The organism is Bradyrhizobium mercantei, assembly GCF_001982635.1.
GTDB classification, from domain to species: domain Bacteria; phylum Pseudomonadota; class Alphaproteobacteria; order Rhizobiales; family Xanthobacteraceae; genus Bradyrhizobium; species Bradyrhizobium mercantei.
Window position 1 is genome coordinate 1383675 of sequence record NZ_MKFI01000001.1, and the last position, 18896, is coordinate 1402570.

The 18896-nt window shown below is 64.5% G+C and carries 16 protein-coding genes; 3 read left to right on the forward strand and 13 right to left on the reverse strand.

The window, feature by feature from the left end; all coding sequences use genetic code 11:
- Positions 1-304 precede the first annotated feature (304 nt).
- Together BI327_RS06730 and BI327_RS06735 are read left to right on the forward strand one after the other, a co-directional pair.
- Positions 305-1522 (forward strand): glycosyltransferase, encoded by a 1218-nt coding sequence (locus tag BI327_RS06730; protein WP_076858916.1) that lies wholly within the window; start codon positions 305-307, stop codon positions 1520-1522.
- The gene (locus BI327_RS06735) at positions 1519-2664 is read left to right on the forward strand and encodes a glycosyltransferase (protein WP_143271548.1); all 1146 of its coding nucleotides are present in this window, start codon (positions 1519-1521) and stop codon (positions 2662-2664) included. The genes BI327_RS06730 and BI327_RS06735 overlap by 4 nt, the downstream gene beginning before the upstream one ends.
- Positions 2665-2678: 14 nt before the next feature.
- Here BI327_RS06735 and BI327_RS06740 read toward each other — a convergent pair whose 3' ends face one another.
- From BI327_RS06740 to BI327_RS06775, 8 genes are all read right to left on the reverse strand, one after another.
- Positions 2679-3932: a glycosyltransferase family 4 protein gene (locus BI327_RS06740; protein WP_245334727.1), complete on the reverse strand. Its 1254-nt coding sequence runs from the start codon at positions 3930-3932 to the stop codon at positions 2679-2681.
- Positions 3866-4795 carry an NAD-dependent epimerase/dehydratase family protein gene (locus BI327_RS06745; RefSeq protein ID WP_076858919.1) on the reverse strand — a complete coding sequence of 310 codons (930 nt, stop codon included), beginning with the start codon at positions 4793-4795 and terminating at the stop codon, positions 3866-3868. Before BI327_RS06745 ends, BI327_RS06740 begins: the two co-directional genes overlap by 67 nt.
- Before the next feature lie 3 nt (positions 4796-4798).
- Positions 4799-5650, reverse strand: a complete 852-nt coding sequence (locus BI327_RS06750; RefSeq protein ID WP_076858920.1) for a class I SAM-dependent methyltransferase — start codon at positions 5648-5650, stop codon at positions 4799-4801.
- A complete protein-coding gene (locus BI327_RS06755) occupies positions 5640-6209 on the reverse strand; it encodes an acyltransferase (RefSeq protein WP_076858921.1) in 570 nt (189 codons plus the stop codon). The genes BI327_RS06750 and BI327_RS06755 overlap by 11 nt, the downstream gene beginning before the upstream one ends.
- Positions 6206-7045, reverse strand: a complete 840-nt coding sequence (locus tag BI327_RS06760; RefSeq protein ID WP_167386842.1) for a methyltransferase domain-containing protein — start codon at positions 7043-7045, stop codon at positions 6206-6208. The genes BI327_RS06755 and BI327_RS06760 overlap by 4 nt, the downstream gene beginning before the upstream one ends.
- 148 nt (positions 7046-7193) lie before the next feature.
- Positions 7194-8291, reverse strand: coding sequence for a glycosyltransferase family protein (locus BI327_RS06765; RefSeq protein ID WP_076858923.1), 1098 nt, complete (start codon positions 8289-8291; stop codon positions 7194-7196).
- Positions 8292-8294: 3 nt separating this feature from the next.
- Positions 8295-10133, reverse strand: coding sequence for an asparagine synthase (glutamine-hydrolyzing) (gene asnB / locus BI327_RS06770; protein WP_076858924.1), 1839 nt, complete (start codon positions 10131-10133; stop codon positions 8295-8297).
- 2 nt (positions 10134-10135) lie between these two features.
- Complete coding sequence (locus BI327_RS06775; protein ID WP_076858925.1) at positions 10136-11689, reverse strand: lipopolysaccharide biosynthesis protein; 1554 nt, start codon at positions 11687-11689, stop codon at positions 10136-10138.
- Positions 11690-11987: 298 nt separating this feature from the next.
- On the opposite strand from BI327_RS06775, the gene BI327_RS06780 reads away from it, so the two are divergent.
- On the forward strand, positions 11988-13181 hold the full coding sequence (locus tag BI327_RS06780) for a CaiB/BaiF CoA transferase family protein (RefSeq protein ID WP_076858926.1): 1194 nt from the start codon (positions 11988-11990) through the stop codon (positions 13179-13181).
- A gap of 48 nt (positions 13182-13229) precedes the next feature.
- On the opposite strand, the gene BI327_RS06785 is transcribed toward BI327_RS06780, so the two are convergent.
- The 5 genes from BI327_RS06785 to BI327_RS06805 all read right to left on the reverse strand — a co-directional run bounded on the left by BI327_RS06785 (position 13230) and on the right by BI327_RS06805 (position 18438).
- Positions 13230-14741 (reverse strand): tripartite tricarboxylate transporter permease, encoded by a 1512-nt coding sequence (locus BI327_RS06785; RefSeq protein WP_076858927.1) that lies wholly within the window; start codon positions 14739-14741, stop codon positions 13230-13232.
- 22 nt (positions 14742-14763) lie between these two features.
- Positions 14764-15306, reverse strand: coding sequence for a tripartite tricarboxylate transporter TctB family protein (locus tag BI327_RS06790; protein ID WP_076858928.1), 543 nt, complete (start codon positions 15304-15306; stop codon positions 14764-14766).
- A 72-nt stretch (positions 15307-15378) separates the two neighbouring features.
- Positions 15379-16482 carry an S-methyl-5-thioribose-1-phosphate isomerase gene (gene mtnA, locus BI327_RS06795; RefSeq protein WP_076858929.1) on the reverse strand — a complete coding sequence of 368 codons (1104 nt, stop codon included), beginning with the start codon at positions 16480-16482 and terminating at the stop codon, positions 15379-15381.
- Positions 16479-17354 (reverse strand): S-methyl-5'-thioadenosine phosphorylase, encoded by an 876-nt coding sequence (locus BI327_RS06800; RefSeq protein WP_076858930.1) that lies wholly within the window; start codon positions 17352-17354, stop codon positions 16479-16481. Before BI327_RS06800 ends, mtnA begins: the two co-directional genes overlap by 4 nt.
- Before the next feature lie 106 nt (positions 17355-17460).
- Positions 17461-18438 (reverse strand): tripartite tricarboxylate transporter substrate binding protein, encoded by a 978-nt coding sequence (locus BI327_RS06805; protein WP_394329841.1) that lies wholly within the window; start codon positions 18436-18438, stop codon positions 17461-17463.
- Positions 18439-18896: the final 458 nt, after the last annotated feature.

Below are 18896 nucleotides of genomic sequence, written 5' to 3' on the forward strand. Positions count from 1 at the left end.
CAATGTTTCGACGCCGATCCAGTCGGGATGTTGCCGGGCGAGAGATGATGACGGAGCAGCCGCGGTCTCTCGCCGAAGTCATTATCGAGCGAGCCGGCTGCTTTCCACGGACAAGGAACCTGAGCTCGGCGGAGCGGCCTCCAATAGACCGAGCGACGCCCCGTTCAGCAGTCGCCTCAGCGCAAATGTGTGCTAGATGTGGCGCCGCCGAACACCACGAGTGAGACAATTGGACCTGTTCAGATCGACAGCCCCAACGGAGGCCGCGCTTCAGGCCGGCGACGTCGCTAAACCTGACTGGACGATGCGGTCGGCTATCGCAGATTTCGCCACGCGCACGCTGATTGCAAAAGCGCGGCGCGCGACCGAGAGGCGCCTTGCCAGGGGCAAGGTGCGCACCCTCTGGGCCTCGACGCCAATCCTCACTTTGCCGCTGCTTGCGCGATGCGACCGCATGCTGGGATTTCATTCCTCCTCGCTCGTGTTCAACACCTACTACGTGACGCGGTCGTTCGACATCAATCTCATCCTGTTCGAGGGCTTCCTTCGCCTGACACGCAGCAAAGGGGCCCTCGGCCTGTTTCGCCGCCTCGTGCTTGCTTGGGCGATGCTGCGCTTCGACATCTTCAATTACTTCTACGACCGCGGCTTGATGCTGAGCGACGGGCGCTACGGTATCCACCCCGAGGAACTCGACCTGCTCGCCAAGTCGGGGAAGCGGCTGTACACCTACGCCTATGGTGCCGATGTCAGGGCGCGAGACCTCACGCTGAAGCTCGGTCAGCCAAACCTGTGCGAGGAATGCCCGTCACCAGGCAAGTTCTGCGTCTGCACGGACGAGATGCATGCGTCGTCGATCGATCGTCTGAAGGGGCGCGCGACTGCGCAGCTCGCGATGGGCGACATGGTGGCCTACGTGCCCGGCAGCCGCGACATGCATTACTGGCCGATTGACGCGACCAGATTGATCGCCAGTCCTCCGGTCTACCGGCCGGGCGACATCTTGAAAGTCGCGCATGCGCCGAACCACGGACATTTCAAGGGAACCCGGCTCCTGATCGATGCGATCGACCGGCTGGTCAAGGAAGGCGAGACGATCGAGCTGGTGTCCGTGCAGGGCGTCCCCAACAAGAAGGTCATCGAGCTCTTCGGCGCGGCGCACGTCGTTGCGGATCAGTTCGTCGCGGGCTTCCACGGCTACACCGCGCTCGAGGCGATGGCCATGGCCAAGCCGGTCCTGTGCTTCCTGCGTAACGACCAGATGATGATCGATCCGGCCACCTGCCCGATCATCAACACGCGTCCCGACGAGATCTATGATGTGCTGAAGCGATGCTTGCGGGGCGAACTCGACCTCAATGCCATCGGCAAGGCCGGACGCCGCTATGTGGAAGCACATTACAGCCTGCAGGCCGTCGCGGCGCGGCTCGGGCGGCTCTATTGTGAAACTGCGGATCTTCCCGAGGATCTGCGGTCGAGCCTGATGCGGCAAGTCGGTGAGTTCGCGAACACGCGCGCATGAAAATCCTGCACGGACCAGTCAACGTTGGGAATCAGCCCTGGGTGCTATCCCGCGCCGAACGGCAGCTCGGAGCATCCAGCGACGTCGTCGTTCGAAACGACACATGGCTCGGTTACGCAGCGGATCGGGTGCTATCGGCAAAGAACGCCGGATTTCTTGAGACGGCCATCCGCAGCACGGCGTTCGGCCTGGCCAAGCAATGGCGCTACGACGTCCTTCATTTCTATTTCGGACAGACCTTCCTGTCGCCGGGCTTTCCGTTGTCTGCGCCGGGATCGCTGCTCTCCAGGGTGTCGCTGCTGACGGACACCATCAACCGGCTGGCGGCAGCAGACCTGCACGCCGCGCGCCTCGTCAACAAGAAGCTGTTCATGACGCTGCAAGGCTGCGACGTCCGGCTGGCGCAAGAGGGCAACAAGCGCAACGAATGGACGATGTGCGCGCCGCAGCATTGCGAGCTGTATCAGCGATGCCTGGACGCGCTCGATCATCGACGCCATTTCCTGATCGAGAAGGTCCTGCCGCTGTTCGATCGGGTCTTCTATCTCAATCCGGAGCTCGGACACGTCGTACCGAACGGTCGCTTTCTGCCGTACGCAAACGTCGAGATCGAGAAATTCGACGTTGCGCCGCCCTCCGGACACGGACGGCCGAGGATCGTTCATGCCCCGACCGCCGGGCGGATCAAGGGCACGCCGATGATCATGAACGCGCTCGAGCAATTGCGGTCGCGGTACGACTTCGAGCTCGTCCTGGTCGAAAAGACCAGTCACGGGCAGGCACTGGAGATCTATCGCTCGGCCGACCTCGCAATCGACCAGGTACTGGCAGGCTGGTACGGAGGCTTCGCGGTCGAGATGATGGCGATGGGAAAGCCGGTCGCCTGTTACATCAGGGAGGAGGACATGATGTTCGTCCCGGATGCCATCAGGCGCGAGCTGCCGCTTTACAGGCTCAACCCGGGAAACCTGGTCGAGGACATTGCCGCCATTCTCGATCGCCGATCCGAATGGGTTGCGCGCGGCCAGGCGTCGCGGCGTTATGTCGAGCGATGGCACAACCCGGCGCAAATCGCGAAGGCCATGCTGAGGGCCTACGAAAGCCCCGACTCCGACTTCGAACTGGTCCCGAACGCGACCTGAGGCCGGCGCTTCGTTTAACGCTTGCTTCCAACTTCCGCAGGCTCATCCTGACCGGCGGCCTGTCGCATGGTAGCCGCGAAATTCGCCGCGAACGCCCTGACGTGGCCGTCCTGATGCGGGATGACATGTCGAACGATGGGCCCCTGCGCCTCGCGTGCGGCTTGCATCAAATGGTCGGCCAGCGCGGCCGGATCATCGACGGCGAAATAGCGCGCTGCGCCCGAGGTTTGCTCGCGGTGCACGTCGATATCAGACAGGATCATCGGGACACCGAACGATTTCGCCTCTTCAACCGTCGTGCTCCAGCCCTCGAAACGCGATGGGTTGAGCAATGCGATTGAAGCCCGCAGCAGCGCGTAGACGTGCGGCAGCGGAATGACGCCGAGGTGACGGAAGTGCGTTTCGAGGCCGCGTTGTTGGATCTCGGAATTGACCAGGTCATAGTAGCCGGGTTCACGCCGGTCTTCCGTGCTGCCCGATGCAGCAACCACCACGTCGACCCCGCGCCCCTTCAGGATCGTCAGGGCGTCGACGACCAGCTGGTGGTTCTTGTGGCGGTAGAACTGATTGGGCAGGTAAAAATAGTTCGCCGGCAGCTTGTACGTCGCGATGACTTCCGACGGGTCGGTGTTGAGGAACGCGGCCGCCGGCTGGGTCGCGAAGCGCACGACCTTGACGCGGTTTCCGGCACGCGGATAGCAGGTCCTGAAATCGCGGAAGGCGCTCTCGCTGCTCAGCATGATGGTTCGCCCCGACGCAATCTGGACGCGAAAGCCGATCTCGCGGCGCCAGCGGGCCGCCCTCGGAAACAGCTGAGGCAGCGAACGGTGTTGCAGATCCGGAATCCACGCCACCGCAGGGATCGGCAGCCGCCAGCCGAAGAAGCGCGCGGCTTCGACAACGACATCGACGCGCGCGGAGCGAAACGCCGCCGCGGCTCCCCCGTCCACACCAAGCGCAAGCGCCGCCGCTAAACCCGGTTGGCCATCAAATGCTTCCGACCTGACGACCTCGACACCGGGTATCGCGGCAAGCTCGGCGAGCTCATTCTCTTCGGCCTTGGTCCCGGCAAGCACGACCGGAACCAGTTCGCCAGGCAGAAACCGGGCGAGCGCCGCGAACAGATTGCGCTGATAATTGTAGCCGCCGGCCCAAAGCCGCCGCGAAATGTGTGTGAACGCGAACCGCAACGGGCGGGCCGTCACGAAACCTGCCCCTTGAACCAGGCGACGTAATCGGCCAGGCCCTGATCGAGCGGAATGCGCCAATCGAATCCGATCTGGCGCAGCATTGCATCGTCGGCCAACAGGCTCACGGGATCACCGGGCCGGCTCAGTCCCGAATGTTGCACAACCGTGTTGCCGCCCCACTGCCTGACAAGGCCGGCTGCGATGTCGGCAACGCTCGTTCCGCGGCCCGAACCGCCATTGATGACGCGGAAGCTCTCCGGCGACGACAATTCCGCGACGCTTGCGAGCAGCCTCGCGACATCGCGAACGTCGGTCCAGTCGCGGATTTCCTTGCCGGTTCCGCCGAGTGTGAGCACCGGCTCCTCGGCCGCCAGCCGCGAACAGATGTCCCACAGCAGCTGCTTGCGCAAATTGGGTCCATAGACCGAGAACAGCCGCACGATCGTGCTGCGGATGCCAAAGGACTGCGCGTAGCTCCGGCACAATTGCTCCATCATGTGCTTGTGCTGCCCATAGGGCGACATCGGAGTTGCGACGGCAGTTTCCGCAATCGGACCGACATGGTCGGCGCCGTAGACCGCCGCACTCGACGCCGCGATCACGGCGCAGTCAGGCGCGGATCCGTGCAGCCATTCGAGCAGCCGCGCCGTGCTTGCGACGGTCCGCGAGAAATCCTCGAACGGCCGCTCGATCGAGACGCCGACCGACGATCCGCCGGCCAGATGAAACAGATGCATCGGCACTCCGTGCGCCGCCGCCAGCGCATTGAGATTGGCGGCGTCGATTTCGCCGTTGATCCAGCTCCGCAGACCAAGCCGCCGGGCTTCGGTTGCGTCCAGCGCTCCGTGTCCGACGCCGTGCACCGCATGGCCCGCTCCCGCCAACTCATGCACGAGATGGCGGCCGATGAACCCGTTCGCGCCTGTAACCCAGACGATCATCGCTCAGGCCTTGTGACAGACAAAGGAGTAGAGCCGTCCCGGTCGATTGTCGAAGCGTTCGGCCATCGACAGCAGCGAGACGAACACCCGGCGTGATCCAAGCGCGGTTCGCCACAACGGCGCCACCGGAATCTTTTGCGTCAACCGCGTCACGATCGCCGCGCGCAAGGTCTCCGGCGTATAGGGAAACAGATTGATCGGGCTCTCGAACGGCGCCAGCGTGTCGATCGCGGCAAATCCCGCTTTGGCCAACGCGCCGGTGTAACGATCGAGCAGGAAGGCATGTTCGCCGCCGTAAAGATGGTGCAACGGGTGCTGCGCAAGGAACTGCGGAAGATCCGCCTCCTTGCTGATGACATGCTCGCGCGCCGCGATCAGCATGCCCCCTGGCCGCAGCACGCGAAACATCTCCCGGCATGCCCCCTCGAGGTCGCGCGTATGGTGCAGCACCGCGCGGGCGAAGACCAGATCGAACGATGCATCGGCGAACGGCAGCCGTTCGGAGAATTCTTCGACCACCTGGATCGGCAATTGCGTCTGTTGCGCCAGCCCACGAATCGCCGCCGCGCCCACGATCGCGCTGGGATCCGGTTCGAGCGCCGTCACCGCAAAGCCGCTTCGGGCCAGCGCGTAACTCGCAATGCCGCGACCGGCTCCGACGTCGAGCGCGGTGCCCGAACGGCCGGCCAGCAGCGCCGCGACCGCCTGCCATTCGGAGCTCTGGAAATAGCGTTCGGCAGCACCGGCCAGCGGATCGTCGTAGAACGCATCGAGCACCAGCTGGCGCTGATCCGGCTGATTGCGCAGCCAGACCACCGCATCCTCCCAGGTGGTAAACTTGCGCTCACCGCTCATCGGGGCCAAGCTCCCTCACCAGCACGGCCGGGTTGCCCGCCACGATCGAAAACGGCGCAACATCCCTGGTCACGACCGCGCCGGCCGCAACGATCGCGCCCTGCCCGACCGTCACACCGCGCAGGACCATTGCGCCCGCGCCGATCCAGGCGTCATCGCAGAGTTTGACCGGACTCTCGTCGAGCGAGATATCGCTCGGATGCCCGCGCGTAAAAATCTGCTGAACCTGTCGGTGACGTTCCGCCGCCCGCAGCGGATGCGTGAGATTGTCGAAAACATTCGCCGAATGCGAGATCAGCACACGGTTGCCGATCTCGATCGAGGCCGCCGACCAGATCCGCGTTCCCTCTCCGACGTAGCACCACTCGCCGATCCGGATCTCCCCACCGTGTGCGAAGGTCAGGAGCTCGCCCAGGATGCGGCTATTGCGGCCGACGGCGATCTTGTCGGAATCGCCGCGGATATTTCTGATCCTGGCAGAACGGCCGAGCGCCGCGTCCGGCTGCAAGCGGCACGTTGCGCGACCCATCAGACGCTGGATCAGGTAATCGAGGTTCATGCCGTCAACTGCAGGCAAGCCACGGCGCGCGACGACGCCGCAAGGTCATCGCCCTGCCCCTTGCCGGTATGGATGTCGAAAACGGTCGCGTCAGTGAGCGCCTCGGCGCTCTGGCTCGACCAGCCCTGCCGCGAGTAGCCGAAATAGTCGACATGATGAGATGCCGCACCGAATGCCTCGATGATGCGCTCGATCATCGCAAGGTCGAACACTTGATACCAGCCGAGATTGTCGCGCTTGCCGAACGGCACAGAGATCAGACAGGTCCCGCCGGGCTTGAGGATGCGCTTGAACTCCTTCACCGCCGGAACGAAGCCGTCCCGATCGGTCTCCGCGTCGCGCGGATCGCCCGTGTACAGCATCTGATTGTCGAGCCCGATATGCTCGATCGTCGAAATGCTGGCGACCGTGTCGAACACATGATCGCCGAACATCGTCTGCCGGAGATCGCCGAACACATAGGAGTAGCCATCACGCCAATAGCAGCGCTTCTCGGGTGCCAGCGTCATGATGGTGAGATCGGCGCCGCGCAGCGGCGGACGCTGCAGCAGGAAGTCGTGGTTGAAGGTCGATCCCGCGTCCAGCATCTTGCCGACATTGCTCAACTGGCCATAGACCCACGGATACTCCACGACGCGTTCGTCCATGGCGACGCCGTAGCCGGGCGGCAGCTGCTTTCCTGCCCGAAGCAGGCCCGCGTCGATCGCCGCGGTGATGGTGTCGCGCTTGACCGTCTGGTAGCCCGGGCCGAACGGCCGCGGCCGCATCCTGAACAGCGGCACGGCAAGTCCGTCGGCTGCCCATTTCAATTGATGGATCAAGTCACTTGCAGACATTATCTCGGCCCGATCGCCCGCCCTCTGGCCGGCTCTTTGCACCCGTCTAGAGCCTTTTCCGTTCCGATGGAATCGGAACGGGGCTCTGGATTCTGATTTTGACGCGTTTTCTTCACGCGAACCGGCGCCCATTTCGCTCGAAAACGCTCTAGCACGGCTCAATCCGCGCGACGAGATCGGTAAACTGCGCCCATTGCGCGGCCTTGCTGTAGGTCTCCTGCACGCCCCTCCTGCCGGATGCTGCGATTCCGGCCCATTGGGGCCAATCCCGCAGGCTGCTCGAAATCGCCTCGGCAGCCCGCTCGGGGGCGTCGTAGGTGCGCATCGTGACCCCGTCCTGCATCGCCTCCGGATAGTTGCCGGCGTCAGACACCAGCAGCGCCCCGCAGCCCATCGCCTCGAAGCAGCGCATATTGCCGCGATCGTTGCCGGCCATGTCGATTGCGCCGTTGAGCACGATCTTCGCCGATCCGAACAGTTCGTAGAGGTCCCGGCCAAACAGCGGCTGCCTCGCGATGCGCGCGATGACATCGGGGCGGCGGTGCTTGCGCAGTGGCAGCAGCCGGCCGACCGCGCTTTCGGCAAGCCGTGTCAGCCGCGACGCATCGAGACAAAATACGATCTTGCGATCGGCGGCCAGAGCCGCAACCTGTTCGAGGGTCCTGCCCCGCGCGCTGTGATGCCGCGAATAGCCACCGACGAACGCCACGTCGATCGGCCGCTCGCCGTGACCGTACTGCTCCATCACAGGGTCGATCGCCGGGAAGAAAAGCTCGGCGCGGCAGCCCTTGCCGCGCCAGGACTCGAGGATCGAGGGGAAGTTTCCGAGCACCGCGCCATAAGCGGTGAGATCGGCATTTCCGGAGGGCGCCGCCCGCCAGCACAATGTCTTCTTCACACAGCCGGGAAGCTTGGCCACGAATGCACTCGGATAGCGCACGGGATCGAGATTGTAGAACACGTCGGTCCGGTGATGCTCGATCTGCGCCAGCAGAATGGCCTCGAGCGTCGGCGTCCCCGTCATACCTTGCTCTTGCGCCCATTGGCGTTGCAGCACTTCGTCGTCGCCATTGGTGAAGAAGGCGTCCGGTGCACCATCGAGCACGGGCGCAAGGAAATGCGCCGCGCCAAAGCGATCGTGCAGGAACACGTCGCGGCGCGCCGCGAAGCTCGACGCTTTTGCCGCGAGCTGATTGAGCCGCGGCAGATAGGACGGATAGAGACCGCTATTCTGGAACAGACGCATCGGTTATGCGGACCTTGCCAACATCCATTTCATGTTCAGGTATGGCCAGATCCGGCCGACGGATTCCCAATCCCAGCTTTGCTGCGCCGTCAGGCGACCGACCACCTTTCGAAGCGGCGCTTCATCGACGAACTCGGCAAATGCCGGGACACTCCGGTCCAGCAGCGCCGCGGTCCAGCCGGCCAACGGTCCGTTCAACCATTCCGGCATCGGCGAGTTGAATCCGACCTTGCGGCGCGCGGTGCGGATGCTTTCGGGCATCAGGTTCGCCATCGCCTGCCGCGCCACCACCTTGGTGATGCCGTCCGCCGCCTTGCTCGTTTCCGGCAGCGCCATCGTATAGGTCACCAGCCGCCAGTCCATGAACGGCATGCGCACCTCGATCCCGTGCGCCATCGAGAGCCGGTCGAAATTGCGCAGGATGGTGGGCAGCGTGGTCGAGTGGAACATGCGGTAGAGACGCCGGTTCAATGCGCCCCACGCATCAGGCAGTTGGTCATCCTCGGCGACCAGCGGCAACGGCGCGGGCATCGCCGTCAGGCCGCCGCGCAGGAAATAGTGCCCCTGGCGCCGGATCATCTGCGCCCGCAACACGTCGATGCCGCGTTGCGCGAGCTGCGATCGTGACGCGAGCGCGGCTGCTGCGTTCCGGATCCGGAATGCGGCCGACTGCCCCTCCTGCATGTAGGCGCCCATCAGCTCGTCCGCCCCGTGGCCGTCAAGCGACACGGTGACGTTCTGGCGCCGGAGTTCGCGATAGATCAGCCACGGCGCGCTCGGCAACCCGATATAGACGTCGTCATTGTCGTCGAGGATCCGGTCAAGATCGGTGAGCGCGTCGGCGCGACCGATCTCGAGAAAGCTCGGCGTCACATCGGCCCACGCGGCCGCCTGCTCGGCCATCGGCCGCTCGTCATTGCTGGCGCCGGGAAAGGTCGCGACAAAGGCATGCCGCCAGGCGGTCGAGTCACGCGGTCCCATGCCGGCCTTCTCGTGGCTCGCCATCGCGCAGATCACCGCGGACGAATCAAAGCCGCCGGACAGGCAGGTCCCGATCGGAACGTCGCTGCGCATGCGCAAGGCGACGGAATCCTGAAACAGCTCGCGAAAGCGATCCACGCGTTCCGCTTCGGTATCCGGGATCGCGGGCAAATGATCCACGGTCCGCCACCAGCGCCGCAGCTCGATGCGCCCCTGGCGCAGCCACATGCAATGGCCGCCTTGCAGGCGGCGCAGTTGCGCGAACAAAGTCCGCTCGCTGCCTTCGATCCCGAACGGGTCAAGCAACAGCCGCCGCGCGACGTCGACGTCGAGCGACGTCTCGATGAGCCCGCTCCGCGCCAGCGCCCGCTGCTCGGACGCGAACACGAACCGTTCCGACGACAACGCGTACAGCATCGGCTTGATGCCGAAGCGGTCGCGCGCAAGGAACAGATCATCCGTGACCGTATCGTAGATCGCCAGCGCCCACATGCCGTTGAAGCGCAGCAGCATGTCCTCGCCCCACGCCTGCCAGGCGGCAAGGATCACCTCGGTATCGGACTGGCTGCGGAAAACTGCGCCCTTCGCCTCGAGCTCGCGGCGCAATTCGAGGAAGTTGTAGATCTCGCCATTGTAGACGATCACATGGCGGCCATCGCCTGATGCCATCGGCTGATAGCCGCCCTCGCCGGGATCGATGATGGCGAGCCGGCGGTGGCCGAAGGCGACGTTTCGCTTGGCGTTGAACCAGGTGCCCTCACCGAACGGACCGCGATGCGCGATCAGATTGGTGAGCCGCGAGATGTCGGCCGGCTGCACCGGGGCGCCGCGCAGATTGACGATGCCTGCGATACCACACATGTCTAGGCGGCCTTGAAGGGCAAGAAGCGGGTGATGATGACGCGGAGATCGCGCCAGCACACGGCGCGATAGGGACCGAGCTGCGACATTGCAACGGCGGCAACAAAGATCACCGCCGCCGACACGCCGTAGAGCGACACCACATACCACCATGACGGCGCGTGGTCGAATGAGGTGTGGCCAAGCTGCGAGCGCAGCGCCAACGCAACGGCGATGCCCGTGCCGAGCGGGATCAGGACGAAGTGCAGCATCCGCGACCACATCGCGGAAAGCCTGAAGGTCCGGCGCAACAGCAGCACCGTGATCACCATCTGCGCGACCATCCCGACGCAGGAGCTCCAACCGGCCGCGTGCCAGCCGATATACGGCAGCGCAATGGCGCTGGTCGCCAGCGTGAAGATGCCGGTGACGAGCGAGATCAGCGCGTTGGAGCTGGAGCGCCCCTGCGACAGCAGATAGAACGCGAACACGTTGGCGCTCGACCCCAAGATTCCGCTGATCGAGAGCACGACCAGCACGAGCTGCGCCTCGGCGGCGACCTCGGCGCCGGTCCAGCGATACAGCAGCGCGCCGGCGACCGGGATCAGGCCGCCCAGCGCGCTCGCGGCCAGCACGTTCAGAATCCAGGACGAGCGAAGCAGCAGGTCGACCTTGCGGTCGTCATCCTCGTTCTGCAGCGTGCTGAAGAACGGGAACAGGATCTCGCCGATCTTCAGCACACCGATATAGACCGCCTCCTCGAGCCGCTGCGCGACGCTGTAGAAGCCGACGAATTGCGGCTGCAACAGCGCGCCGAGCAGATAGCGGTCGGCCTGGCCGGCGAACAGCGCACCGCTTTGCGCAGCCATCTGCCAGCCGCCAAGTTTCACCAGCGCATGCAGCGCACCGCGATCGAGTGCCGGCCGTGCCAGCCAGTCACGGATCGCGTGCCGCGACCAGGCGATGCCCATCAGGAGATTGGTCGCGAAACCGAGCGCCTGGCAGCCGAGGAAGGTCGAGGCGCGCGGCGCATGCGGGATCAGCAGCAGCATCGACATCGTCGTCACCACCGTGCCGGTGATGCCGATCGACGCGATCCGCCGATAGTCCTGGCGCGCCGTGAACAGCGAGAGGAAGATCGCGAACACGCACTGGCATAGCCAGCCGGCGCCGGCCAATGCGAAGGCAAGCCGAAGGTCGTCAGCGGCCGGGCCACCGAGGTGAAACGCCAGTCGTGCGAGCGGCGCGCCTGCAAGGCCGAGCAAGGCCGCGATCAGGCAGCCCGCGACGATGGCGAGCGCAAGGGCGGTCCCGAAAAACCGTCGCGCCTCGTCGCGATCGGACGGTTCCAACCTTTGCGCGAGTTCGCGCGTCGTCGACAGGCCAAGTGCATTGCTGAACATCAGCGCCGGCGCGACGCAGGCCGTCACCAGGCCCGCGACACCGAACGCGGCGAGACCGAGCCGGAAGATCACGAACGGAAGAATCGCAAGATTGAGCAGCACCGCGACCGCGAAGGCCGTCGCGTTCCATGCCGAGTTACCGAGCAGATGGGATGGACCCTTTTTCACCGCCATGCCCGCTTTCGGTCCATCTCCTCGTTGCGCCTCAAGTGCCTCTTCCATAAGGGCAAAAGCCATTCGGCACGGCGACGGGCTAGCAGCCGGCGGCGCGATTGTCGAGGGTTGGCGGACCGCGAGGCCGGCGTGGGCCGGTCTTAACCACGGCCAAGACGATGGCGGATCACAGCGGAACCATGCCTGTTTGTTTCCGGTCCCGGTTTGTTGTCCGGGTAACGGTTGGAAAGGTCAGCCAAATTGTCTAAGGCAGATGGGCTTAAGCCCCAGAGCGGCCCGCCAAACAAGAGGTGTCTCAATGCCCTTTCCCCGCGCATCCCAAGCCCTGTCCCGCTTCACCGTGCTGGATTTGACCCGGGTCCGGTCTGGGCCGACCTGCGTGCGCCAGCTCGCCGACTGGGGTGCCAACGTCATCAAGATCGACGCGCTTCTGGAGGACGGCGGCGGTGAGCAGCCGGGCGGCCCGCGTGGCGGCTCCGATTTCCAGAACCTGCATCGCAACAAGCGCGCCATGACGCTGAACCTGAAGGACCCCAAGGGGCTCGAAGTGTTCAAGCGGCTGGCCGAGCAGGCCGACGTCGTGGTCGAGAACTTCCGGCCGGACGTCAAGGCCAAGCTCGGCATCGACTATGAGAGCATCCGCAAGATCAATCCGAAGATCGTCTATGGCAGCATCTCCGGCTTCGGCCAGGACGGCCCCTATCACAAGCGCCCGGGCTTCGATCAGATCGCGCAGGGCATGGGCGGCCTGATGTCGGTGACCGGCGCGCCCGGCGAAGGACCGATGCGGGTCGGCATCCCCGTCGCCGACCTCACCGCGGGCCTGTTCTGCGCACTCGGCATCCTCACCGCGCTTTTGGAACGCGACGTGTCCGGCCAGGGGCAGTGGGTGCAGACCTCGCTGCTGCAGGCGCAGATCTTCATGCTGGATTTCCAGGCGGCGCGCTGGCTGATGGAAAAGGAAGTTGCCAAGCAGGCCGGCAACAATCATCCGACCTCGATCCCGACCGGCGTGTTCAAGACCTCCGACGGCTACATCAACATCGCCACGACCGGCGGCCGGATCTGGGAGCGCTGCGCCCAGGCGATCGGCGCACCCGAGCTGATCACCGACCCCGACTACGCGACCGCACCGGCGCGCTCGAAGAACCGCGACGCGCTCAATGCCAGGATCAACGTGTTGACCGAGAAGAAGTCGACCGACACCTGGGTTGAGGAACTGAACGCCGCCGGCGTGCCGTGCGGGCCGATCTACTCGATCGACCAGATGTTCGAGGATGCCCAGGTCAAGCATCTCGGCATGGCGCAGCACGTGCCCAATGACGAGAACCGGCACATCCAGCTGGTCAGCCAGCCCGTGACGCTGTCGCGGACGCCGAGCAAGATGGCGGCGCGCCCGCCGGAATTCGGCGAGCAGACCGACGAACTGCTGGCCGAGTTCGGCTTCGGCAAGGACGAGATCGCCGAGCTCCGCCAGCGCAAGGTGGTCTGACGGTACTTCAATACAGAGGCGATTCGCCGCTCATCAGCTTCGAATCGCCTACGCCCGCGCAGGCCGCAACATTCGGCCCAAGCCTGCGATCGCCTTGTCGATCACCGGCCAGAACAGCAGCACGATCGCGAGCGTCGTGATGCTGCCGACGAGGCCGTTCGACCAGAACACCTTCATGTCGCCGCCGGAGCCGATCATCGAGAGCCGGAACGCGTCCTCGGCGCGGCTGCCGAGCACCAGAGCGAGCGTGAACGGCGCAAGCGGAATCCCGATCTTCTTGAAGACGTAGCCGACGACGCCGAAGCCCAGCATCAGCCAGATATCGAACATCGCATTCTGGATCGCGTAGGCGCCGATCGCGCAGGACACCACGATCATCGGCGCCACCGCCGCGAACGGCACGCGCAGGATCGAGGCGAAGATCGGCACCGTGGTCAGCACCAGCACGAGGCCGACGACGTTGCCGAGATACATCGAGGCGATCAGGCCCCAGACGAAATCCTTGTGCTCGACGAACAATAGCGGACCCGGGTTGAGGCCCCACACCATCAGGCCGCCGAGCAGGATCGCGGCAGTGCCCGAGCCGGGAATGCCGAGCGCGAGCATCGGCAGCAAAGCCGAGGTGCCCGAGGCATGCGCGGCGGTCTCCGGCGCGAACACGCCCTCGATGCGGCCCTTGCCAAAACTTTCCTGATCCTTGGAAAAGCGCTTGGCGAGGTTGTAGCCCATGAACGAGGCTGCGATCGCGCCGCCCGGCGTGATGCCGAGCCAGCAGCCGATCACCGACGAGCGCAGCAGCGTGACCCAGTATTTCGGCAGGTCCTTCCACACCGAAAGTACGACGCGCAGGGAAATCCCGGCGGCATGCCCGCGCAGCGCCAGGCGCTCCTCCATCGTGAGCAGGATCTCGCTGATGCCGAACAGGCCGATGACAGCGACCAGGAAGTTGATGCCACGCAACAGCTCCGCGGAGCCGAACGTCATGCGCAGCTGCCCGGACACCGTATCCATGCCGACGCCGGCGAGCAGCAGCCCGAGCGACATCGAAATCACCGTCTTGTGCTTGGCTTCGCGGCCGAGGCCGACGAAAGAGCAGAAGGTCAGGAGATAGACCGCGAAGAATTCCGGCGGGCCGAACTTCAGCGCGAATGACGAGATCATCGGCGCCAGGAAGGTGATCAAGAGCACCGCGACCAGCGAGCCGATGAAGGACGAGGTGAACGCGGCGGTCAGCGCTTCCGCCGCCCTGCCCTGCTGCGCCATCGGATAGCCGTCGAAGGTGGTCGCGACCGACCAGGCTTCGCCGGGGATGTTGAACAGGATCGAGGTGATGGCGCCGCCGAACAGCGCGCCCCAGTAGATGCAGGACAGCATCACGATGGCCGAGGTCGGATCCATCGTGAAGGTCAGCGGCAGCAGGATCGCAACGCCATTGGGGCCGCCGAGCCCGGGCAATACGCCGACGAAGATGCCAAGCACGAGGCCAACCATCATCAACAGCAGCGTCTTCCACGTCAGCAGGACGGCAAAGCCGTGGAGCAGGAGACCGAAGGCTTCCATGTCGCGAGATCCTGTCGGTCGCTCAGTAGCCGAAGGCCGCTTCGAGCGGCCCCTTCGGCATGATGACGTCGAATGCGATGTCGAAGGTCACGAACATCGCGGCGGTGAAGATGAAGGCGGTGAGCAGCGACTTCCACAGCGCGATCTTGCCGACCAGGCGCATGAAGCCCGCGATCAGGAGAAAGCTCGCGACATAGAGGCCGAGATATTGGGTGGCGAGGCAGAACAGGAAGGTCGGCACGAACACCGCCAGCACCCGGCGAAACTGGGCGCGGGTGACGAAGGTCTCGGCAGCTTCCCGGCGCGAGAGGAACGCGGCGCCGAGGCCATAGAGGCTGGCGCCGCCGAGGATCACCGAGAGATAGAACGGGAAATAGCCCGGCTGCGGCCCGGTCGAGTCCCATGACGCCCCGGTGCGCCAATTGTCCCAGCCCAGCACCACGGCGAGCGCAAGCAGGAGCAGCGAGACGACGATGTCGACGACGCCGGTCGAAACGACGGCAGGGGAATTCTCTTCAGGCGCGGTCGGATCGTCGACGACGATCTCAATATCTGTGTTGGACATGGACGAGACGGTCTGGGTTGCGAGGGCAACGATTGGGATAGCGTGCAGAAGCAATCACCGTCAATGCAGCCTTCAGCTAAGCTTGGAACGTTCGGGAAACGCGCTCGCAAGCGCAGCACGATCTGCGCCCAGCACGCCGCGCTCGGTGATCAATCCGGTCACCAGCCGCGCCGGCGTGACGTCGAAGCCGAAATTGGCGACCGTTGAGCCGTCCGGAACCACGCGCACGGTCTCGATCCGTCCATCCGCCGTCCGCCCGGTGAGGTGCGTCACCTCGCTCGCCGCGCGCTGCTCGATCGGGATCTGTTTGACGCCATCGTCGATACTAAAGTCGATGGTCGGCGACGGCAGCGCGACATAGAACGGCACGCCGTTGTCGTGCGCCGCCAGCGCTTTCAGGTAGGTCCCGATCTTGTTGCAGACGTCGCCATTGGCGGCGACACGATCGGTGCCGACGATCGCGAGGTCGACCATGCGATGCTGCATCAGATGGCCGCCGGTGTTGTCGGGGATCACGGTGTGCGGCACGCCGTGGTGACCGAGTTCCCAGGCGGTGAGCGAGGCGCCCTGGTTGCGCGGCCGCGTCTCGTCGACCCAGACATGGACCGCAATGCCGCGATCATGCGCCTGATAGATTGGTGACGTCGCCGTTCCCCAATCGACGGTTGCAAGCCAGCCGGCATTGCAATGCGTCAGCACGTTGACCGGCTCGCCCGGCTTCTTGGTCGCAGCGATTTTCTCGATCAGGCCGAGCCCGTGGCGGCCGATATCGCGGTTGATCTCGACGTCCTCGTCGGCGATCTCGCGGGCGCGGGCATAGGCGGCTTCCGCGCGGGCTGACGCAGCGAGTGGCGCCAGCGCGCGCTGCATCTCGTCGATGGCCCATTTCAGATTGATTGCGGTCGGCCGGGTCGCGGCCAACATCTTGCCGGCGCGCTCGAGCGCCGCGTCGGAGGCATCGGCGCGCATCGCGAGCGCCATGCCATAGGCGGCGGTGGCGCCGATCAACGGCGCGCCACGGACCAGCATCGAGCTGATCGCCTCGCCGGCCTCGTCCGCCGTCGTGATGTCAGCGACGATGAATTCATGCGGCAGCCGGCGCTGATCGATCGCGCCGACCGACCAGCCGTCGGGCTCGAGCCAGATGCTGCGAAAATGCCGACCATCCACCTTCATGTGCGCAACACCCGTCCGGCGACCGCATCGAGCTTGGCAAGCAACTGCGGATCACGCGCCGTGGGCGCCGTGATCAGCGCGGTGTCCAGCGCACGGTCTGAGCCGATCGGACACGGCTCGTGCTCGCGCGGGAAATCCCGCGCCAGACGCGCGACCAGCGCCTTTGCCTTCTCGGCGTTCGAATTCAGCACGCGAATGATATCCTGCACCGTCACCGCATCATGCGCCGGATGCCAGCAGTCGAAATCGGTGACCATCGCCACGCTGGCGTAGCAGATCTCGGCCTCGCGGGCGAGCTTGGCTTCCGGCATGTTGGTCATGCCGATCACCGAATAGCCCTGCGCCTTGTAGGTCAGGCTCTCGGCGAGTGAGGAGAATTGCGGTCCTTCCATGCACAGATAAGTTCCGCCACGCGCGAATGCGATGCGCTCGGCTTCGGCTGAGGCCGCGAGATGCTTCGCCAGCAGCGGCGACACCGGATGCGCCATCGAGACATGCGCGACGCAGCCCTTGCCGAAGAACGAGCTCTCTCGCTTGTGGGTGCGATCGACGAACTGGTCGACCAGAACGAATGTGCCCGGCGGCAGCTCTTCCTTGAACGAGCCGCATGCGGACAGCGCGACGAGGTCGGTGACCCCTGCCCGCTTCAGCACGTCGATATTGGCGCGGTAGTTGATGTCGGATGGCGACAGCACGTGTCCCGGGCCGTGCCGCGGCAGGAATACGATCGGCAGTCCCGCCATCTCGCCCCGGCGCAGCGGCGCCGACGGCTCGCCCCACGGACTCGTGATCGCTTCCTCGCGGACGTTTTCCAGGCCCGGCAGATCGTAGATGCCGGATCCGCCGATGATCCCCAACACGGCTTTGGTCATGATCGCTCCTCACCGTCCCGCAATGGCTTGCCGGACGTCCGGCCGTACTGCGGCGCAGTAATCATCGCGCCGCCGCCGCTTGCAAGGCAATTCCGGACCGCACGCGCTATTTCGCGACGAAGCCCGCCGCGTTCATCAGCGAGGCGTTCTGCTTGTCGTCATCCTCGAGGAATTCGACCATGTCCTTGCCGGTGAGGAAGATCGGCTTCAACGCCTGCTTCTCCATGTAGTCCTTGTATTCAGCCGTCTGCGTCACCTTCTGGAACAGGTCGACATAGAATGCCTGCTGCTCCTGGGTGACCTTGCCCGGCAGGAACATCGCGCGCAGCATCAGATACTGCACGTCCAGCCCCTCCTCCTTGCAGGTCGGGATGTCGTTCCAGGACTGCGTGTCGGTGACCTTGGTCTTGTAGGAGATGCGCTCCTTGTCGAACACGCAGAGCGCACGAACCTGACCGGCGCGCCAGACCTCGAGGTTCTCGCTCGGATTGTTGACGTTGGACTCGGTGTGGCCGCCGACCAATTGCGTCGCGGCCTCGCCGCCCGACTTGTAGGGCAGATACGAGAATTTCGCGCCGGTCTTCTGCTCCATGAAGACGGTCAGCACGTGGTCCTCGCGCTTGGAGCCGGTGCCGCCCATCTTGAACGGCGCGCTCGCGGCCTTTGCGGCCGCGATGAACTCCTTCACGGTCTTCGGACCGGAGGCGTTGTCCCACAGCACGAACTGGTCGAGCGCGATCACCGACACCGGCGTGAGGTCGCGCCAGTTGAACGGAATCTTGGCCGACAGCGGCAGCATGTAGATCAGCGAATAGGCGATCAGCACCTTGTTGGGATCGCCCTCGCTGGACTTCATGTACATCAGCGCTTCCGCACCCGACGCGCCGCCCTTCAGCGACACCACCATCGGCTGCTTCATCAGATTGTTCTTCTGGATCGCCGCCTGCATCATCCGCGCCATCTGGTCGGAAGCGCCGCCGGCGCCGGCCGCAACCACGATTTCGACCGGCTTGCTCGGCTCCCAGCCGGCAAACGCCGGCGCGCTCAGCAGCAGGGCCGCGATTGCAGCCGTGGTCTTTACAATCTGTCCCACGTGTTTCTTCCCTATCTATTTGTTCGGCTTGGCAAAACCTGCGAAGCGGCGGGTGGCGTCATTGTGCCGAGAATGCGAGTGAGTTCAAGCCGCGAACTGCCGCATGGTCTATGACTTTGGAATGAGGTGGCTTTGCCCGTCTGCGATGCTGCAACCGCATTAAGATTGTCGTCCCTGCGAAAGCAGGGACCCATACTCCGCGGCCCGTGTTGTCAATGGGACTCGTCGTTCCACATCGCCCAACAATCACCAACTTCACCAACTGTGGTTATGGGTCCCTGCTTTCGCAGGGACGACGATCGGGACGGTTCACGATTCAATTGCAAAACACATAGCCGGTGTCATCGCCCGGCTTGACCGGGCGATCCAGTATTCCAGAGACAGTTGTTGTTAAGCCGATGGGCCGCGGCGTACTGGATCGCCCGGTCAAGCCGGGCGATGACAGAGGC